At 62.0% G+C, this 4999-nt stretch carries 5 protein-coding genes and 2 pseudogenes; 4 read left to right on the forward strand and 3 right to left on the reverse strand.

Annotated features, from left to right (window positions below; all coding sequences use genetic code 11):
• Nucleotides 1-325 (reverse strand): flavodoxin family protein (locus ACFC3J_RS22005; RefSeq protein WP_375198089.1); only part of this gene is annotated, 325 nt, incomplete at its 3' end.
• Between the two features lie 131 nt (nucleotides 326-456).
• On the opposite strand from ACFC3J_RS22005, the gene ACFC3J_RS22010 reads away from it, so the two are divergent.
• Both ACFC3J_RS22010 and ACFC3J_RS22015 read left to right on the forward strand, forming a co-directional pair.
• Complete coding sequence (locus ACFC3J_RS22010; protein WP_375198090.1) at nucleotides 457-1308, forward strand: SDR family oxidoreductase; 852 nt, start codon at nucleotides 457-459, stop codon at nucleotides 1306-1308.
• 144 nt (nucleotides 1309-1452) lie between these two features.
• A pseudogene (locus ACFC3J_RS22015) lies at nucleotides 1453-2115 on the forward strand (sigma-70 family RNA polymerase sigma factor).
• Between the two features lie 91 nt (nucleotides 2116-2206).
• On the opposite strand, the gene ACFC3J_RS22020 reads toward ACFC3J_RS22015, so the two are convergent.
• Entirely contained in the window at nucleotides 2207-2578 is a 372-nt protein-coding gene (locus ACFC3J_RS22020) for a response regulator (protein ID WP_375198091.1), read from the reverse strand.
• 112 nt (nucleotides 2579-2690) lie between these two features.
• Nucleotides 2691-3227, reverse strand: coding sequence for a DUF882 domain-containing protein (locus ACFC3J_RS22025; protein WP_375198092.1), 537 nt, complete (start codon nucleotides 3225-3227; stop codon nucleotides 2691-2693).
• Between the two features lie 157 nt (nucleotides 3228-3384).
• On the opposite strand from ACFC3J_RS22025, the gene ACFC3J_RS22030 reads away from it, so the two are divergent.
• Both ACFC3J_RS22030 and ACFC3J_RS22035 read left to right on the forward strand, forming a co-directional pair.
• Nucleotides 3385-4356: a L,D-transpeptidase gene (locus ACFC3J_RS22030; RefSeq protein ID WP_375198093.1), complete on the forward strand. Its 972-nt coding sequence runs from the start codon at nucleotides 3385-3387 to the stop codon at nucleotides 4354-4356.
• A 108-nt stretch (nucleotides 4357-4464) separates the two neighbouring features.
• Nucleotides 4465-4999: pseudogene (locus ACFC3J_RS22035) on the forward strand (murein L,D-transpeptidase); the annotation flags it as partial.

Below are 4999 nucleotides of genomic sequence, written 5' to 3' on the forward strand. Positions count from 1 at the left end.
CATCGGTCTCCGAGAGAAAGGCATCCATCCGCTCCAGCACCCGTTTGGCGACGCTGCTGATCTGCCCCATCCAGATCGGTCCGCCAAAGAGCAATATGTCGTGCGCGAGGATCTTCTCGCGCAGTCCCGGCCAGGCATCGCCATCCCCTTCGTTGGAGGTGACGCCCGGCTTGATGTCGAGAGCTGCAACCCGGACCGTCTCGCTGACTGTCACATCATATTGGCTGAAGGCTTCCGCCAGCACGGCGATCATCGCGTCGGTCGAACTCTGCGCGCCCCTGCCTGGCTTGAGCGTGCAGTTAAGCGCCAGCGCCTTGAGCGGCATGGTTCATCTCCTCGAGCAGCCTGGATGGGGCGTGGAAAAGGTCTGGATGCTCGCTGGATGCGACCATCCGTTTCTCGCACGGAGAACTCCCGGGCGCGCAAAGGGGTCTTTGGAGCAAAGGAGATTATGCGATGAGCGATACCGCCCCTATGATCCATGAGGATGCGCTGCCGGGCCATGAGAGCAGGCTGAGCCCGAAGCCGCAATGGCAGCCCCGTTATCGCGGCTCGGGCCGGCTTGCGGGGAAGGTCGCGATCATCACCGGCGCCGACAGCGGGATCGGGCGCGCGGTAGCGGCGCTCTACGCGCGCGAAGGCGCTGACATAGCGATCGTCTATCTGCTCGAAGACGAGGATGCCGCGGAAACGAAACGCATCGTGGAAGGGGGGGGGCAACGGGCGATCATGATCCGCGGGGACATTGGCGCGCGCACCTTTGGCGACGAGATTGTTGCCCGCACCCTGGAGGCGTTCGGCAAGATCGACATCATTGTCAACAATGCGGGTGAACAGCATCCCGACAAGGATATTACTGACATCAGCGAGGATCAGCTTCGCCGCACCTTCCAGACCAATATCTTCGGCATGTTCTTCCTGGTCCAGGCGGCGCGACCGCATTTGAAAAGCGGGGCAGCCATCGTCAACTGCACCAGCGTGACCATGTATCAGGGCAGTTCGGAACTGCTGGACTATAGCGCGACCAAGGGCGCCATTACCGCCTTCACCCGCTCCCTGTCGGAAAATCTGGTGGGCGAGGGCATTCGCGTGAATGCCGTCGCGCCCGGGCCGATCTGGACGCCGCTCAATCCCTGTGGCGGTGCGAGCCCGGAGAAGCTCGAACATTTTGGCGAAAGCACGCCGATGGGGCGGCCAGGCCAGCCCAACGAGGTCGCGCCGGCCTTCCTGTTCCTCGCCTGCGAGGATGCCAGCTATATGTCGGGTCAGGTTCTTCACCCCAATGGCGGGACGATCGTGAACGGGTGACCGGGGTGGAGCGAAGCGGCCTGGACGGGGGCACCATCCTCTCCATGGCAAAGGATGTGCCCAGCTCTGCGATAAGGCGGCGCTGCTTTTGGGAACCGATACACTGGCGGAATGTTCTCTTGACCAGTTATGGAGGGACGCAGCATGCAGGATGACATATCGGCCTCGGCCCAGGCACCCCGTCTCTCGGACGCGGAGTTCAAGGCAGCGCTTGCCGCTGTTCTTCCCCAGCTTCGTGCCTTTGCGCGCAGCCTGGCGGGCAACCGGGATACGGCGGACGATCTCGTCCAGTAGACGATGCTCAAGGCCTGGCGCGCGCGTGAGCGCTATGTCGCGGGCACGAATTTCCGGGCCTGGGCCTTCGTTATCCTGCGCAACCATTTTCTGAGCGAGATGCGGCGCAGGCGGTTCGTCGGCGAATGGGACGAGCTCGTCGCCGATCGCGTCCTTGCAGCGCCCGCCGACCAGGAAAAGAGCGTCGAGCTGCGCGACATGATGCGCGCATTGATGCAATTGCCCGTGCCGCAGCGAGAGGCGCTGATCCTGGTTGGCGCGGGCGGCATCTCCTATGAGGAGACGGCCGAGATTATCGGGGTTGCTGTCGGGACGATCAAGAGCCGCGTCGCAAGGGCCCGGGTCGCGCTTGAAGCCCTGCTCAATGGCGGCAGTCTTGAAAATAATCGGGCTGAAGTCAGCACGCAGGACAATGTCGTGGTGAGCATCCTCGATTATCTGGAGGCGATCCGCGCGCAGCATGGGCTCGCCGCAAAGCCTTTCGACATCAGCCAGCTGGCGACTGCGGCCTAACTTTGGAGAAGGTCTGGATTTGGGCGGGCCTGAATTTCGCTGGGGCCTGAATTTGATCATAACCCGAATTTGACTGTGTGACGACCGCCCGTCATTCCGTTTCGGCTGGCAGAGGGGAGGGCAGGCCATGATCTTGCGTCACCCCGACCAGGTCGAGCCATCGGATCGGCTTGGTTATGACGGGTGGGCCAGGGTCTGCGAGCCTGGCCTCTTCAGGGGAGCCGGTGATATAGATGACCGGAATATCGCCAAGGCGCGAACGGATCATCTTTACCGCGCCTGGCCCGCTTCCTTGCGGCAGAATGAGGTCGGACGCGATGAGGTCGGGCTTGTGATCGAGCGCCTCACGGACGGCCTCGGCCTGTGTGGCGGCCACGGCGCAGCTGTCGGCGCCCAGTTCTTCCAGAAACATCTGGAGATGCATGGCAAGGATCGCTTCATCTTCTATGATCAGGATATGCATGGGCCATCTCCTTCTCTCCTTTGGAGCGAATGGCGCCGATGGATGGATGGTTCCGTGTGCCTGCTCCATTCAGGACAAGCGGGGCGGTGAATAGGTCGGCAGGAGGCGCTTCCTACCAGTGACGAACCCGCCCGGTGTCGACATGGACGAAATTGCTTTGCGGATAATAGCCTACGCCGCCTGCGCGCAGCGAGAGGGCAGCCTTGTGAAGGTTGGCGAGGCGCACATTTTTGAGCCTTATGTCCACGGCCTTGCCAAGCATATGCTGGCTCTTGGAGGCAACGCCCGATGAGCTGCGATGCAGCCTGCCATTGGTCCTGGGCGAACGATAGCCCGAAATCAGGGTGAAATAGGCGCGCTTGTCGGCTCCGGTCGCTGCCTGGAGATGGACGAGTGCATCGAGCAGACTCGTATCCATCCTGATCGCCTCGCCTGTACGCCAGTCGCGCATGAAATGATTGAGCTCGGCGATGCCGTCCCGGCGGAAACGCCCGCCGGAAAAATAGCAGATGTCGATATGCTCGGAATTATGCAGGTTGCGAAAGGCAAGCCGTCTTTCCGGAATGGCTGCCCAGGCGGCGACTGGAAACAACTGCGCCATGCCGCAGGCCGCGGTGCCAAACAGCACCGACCGTCGATCGAATAACATAAATGTCGTTGGTCCCGAACATGTTTCAGGGAGATAAAGGCCGCTCGCAAGCGTTGCCTATGTTCCTGTCATATAAGGTGTTTCTGGCGACGTGAAAAGATCGGTTCCATGGCAATTCCGGATTCTGGCCTCGGTTGGTCTCATTTTTGCGGCGTCCGTGCAGGCCGCCGCACCTGCCAGGGATCAGACAGGCGCTCCGGCCAGCCTTCCGGCAGGCATCGACCCGGCCATATTCCAGGCCCAGGTCCAGCTTGACCGAGCGGGCTTTGCGCCGGGCATCATCGATGGAAAACATGGCCGCTTCTTCGTAGCCGCCCTCAAGGCCTTTCAGGAGGCACGGGGCCTCGAACAAAGCGGCGTGCTGGATGCCGCGAGCCGCAAGGCATTGGCGAGCGAGCGGGCGCCCACGCTCATTCGCATGGTTCTAAGAGCGGAAGCGCTGGAAGCTTCTTTCACGCCCGACATTCCCTCAAGGATCGTCGATCAGGCCTCGCTTCCCTTTCTTGGTTATCGCAACCTGCTCGAGAAGCTGTCCGAGCGTTTCCATACAAGCAGCGATACCCTCCTGCAGCTCAATCCCGGTCTCAAGACGCCCAGAGCGGGGATGGAATTGCTGCTGCCGGGACTGATTCCCTCTGATCGGACCTATGATCCGCGCCTCCCGGCCCGGTGGCGGGACGTGCTGTCGGGTCTCAATATAAGTGCGAGCCAGCCCCGCGCAGCCAGGATCATCGTCAGCAAATCGCAAAGCGTGCTCAGGGTCTATGACGCACAGGACCGGCTGATAGCTCAATTTCCCGCGACGACAGGCAGCGACCATGATCCGTTGCCGCTGGGAAAGTGGACGATCCGGACAACCGCCTTCATGCCCACCTATCATTATAACCCCGATCTCTTCTGGGACGCGGACAGCAACGACCAGAAGGCGCAGCTGAGCGCAGGGCCCAACAATCCCGTGGGGGTCGTCTGGATCGATCTCGACAAGCCCCATTATGGCATCCACGGAACCCCCGAACCGAGCCTGATCGGCCGTTCGCAAAGTCATGGCTGCATTCGCCTGAGCAATTGGGACGCAGCCCGTCTCGCCCAGATGCTGCAGGCCGACACACCCGCCGAATTTGTCGCCTGAGGGGCGTCGTCGTGCCTGTGGCGTCCGATCAATGGCAAGGCCGCGCCGATGCGCCGGAGCCTCGATCAGGGTCGCGCGTTGCAGGAAAGAGCTTGTAAGGAGAAATGCGTGCCCAAGTCCCTTGTCGCCCTTCCGATGGTCGCCATCGCCCTGACCCTGGCGGCCTGCGGCAGCCAGTCGGGCAGCGGAAATGGAGCCGACACGGCGTCGGCGCAGCGGCAAGCGCAGTGGAACGAGGACGCAATTCGTGATCTCAAGCAGGCCATTGACAGTCGCGCCGTGCATGGCCTCGACCATCTCTCCTTTGCCGTTGAAGGCGAGCCAGGAACAAGCGCCGGTCAGGACGCGCTTACCCACAGTGCCCTGCGCTATGCCAGGGCGCTGGCTGGTGGCGCGAGCGATCCCAAAAAGCTCTATGAGGTCTACACACTGGGCGCCCCCAAGCTGGATCTCGAACGCGGGCTGAAAGACGCGCTGGCATCGGGCAAGCTGCGTGGCTGGCTCGATGGCCTTGCGCCGCAGGACAGCAACTACAAGAAGCTGTCCGACGCCTATCTCAAGCTGAAGCAACAGCCGCAGGGCAATGACGGCCAGGTCGTCGACACCGGCGAGGCCATCAAACCGGGGGCAAGCGATCCCCGGA

The sequence above is a fragment of the Sphingobium sp. genome, assembly GCF_041987595.1.
Lineage (GTDB): Bacteria > Pseudomonadota > Alphaproteobacteria > Sphingomonadales > Sphingomonadaceae > Sphingobium.

What these genes read in the sequence shown, in the direction of transcription:
- ACFC3J_RS22010 (WP_375198090.1), top strand. Translation starts at nt 457, where the DNA reads ATGAGCGATACCGCCCCTATGATCCATGAGGATGCGCTGCCGGGCCAT.
- ACFC3J_RS22020 (WP_375198091.1), bottom strand. Translation starts at nt 2,578, where the DNA reads ATGCATATCCTGATCATAGAAGATGAAGCGATCCTTGCCATGCATCTC.
- ACFC3J_RS22025 (WP_375198092.1), bottom strand. Translation starts at nt 3,227, where the DNA reads ATGTTATTCGATCGACGGTCGGTGCTGTTTGGCACCGCGGCCTGCGGC.